The organism is Polaromonas sp. P1_G2 (genome assembly GCF_056405515.1).
The window spans coordinates 1-555 of the sequence record NZ_JBFUBY010000797.1 but is presented as its reverse complement, the minus strand read 5'-3'; the positions used below and the strand labels follow the sequence as shown (position 1 = coordinate 555).

The window sequence follows — 555 nt, the reverse complement described above, 5'->3', positions numbered from 1 at the left end:
CCAGTTCCTCGTCGGGAATGTCGAGATGCAGGCGCCGGTTCGGGACGTCGAGTTCGATCATGTCGCCGTTCTGCACCACCGCCAGCGGTCCACCCACCGCCGCTTCCGGCGAGGTGTGCAGCACGACAGTGCCATAGGCGGTGCCCGACATGCGCGCATCCGAGAGGCGCACCATATCGGTGATGCCCTTCTTCAGCACTTTTGGCGGCAGGCCCATATTTCCGACCTCGGCCATCCCGGGATAACCCTTCGGGCCGCAGTTCTTCAGCACCATGACGCAAGTCTCGTCGATATCGAGATTGTCGTCGTTGATCTTGGCCTTGTAGTCGTCGATGTCCTCGAAAACCACGGCCCGGCCGCGATGCGTCAGCAGATGCGGTGACGCGGCGGATGGCTTCAGCACCGCTCCCTTCGGCGCGAGATTGCCGCGCACCACGACGATGCCGCCCGACTGCGTCAGCGCCTTCTCGGCCGGCAGGATCACATCCTCGTTCCAGTTGACGACGTCCTTGACCTCGTCCCAGATCGTCTCACCGGACACGGTCTGCGCATCCC

1 pseudogene is annotated in these 555 nt (G+C 63.6%); it reads right to left on the bottom strand.

The annotated features are described in order from the left end of the window. Positions 1-555, bottom strand: a pseudogene (locus AC1D0P_RS27645) (dihydroxy-acid dehydratase); the annotation flags it as partial.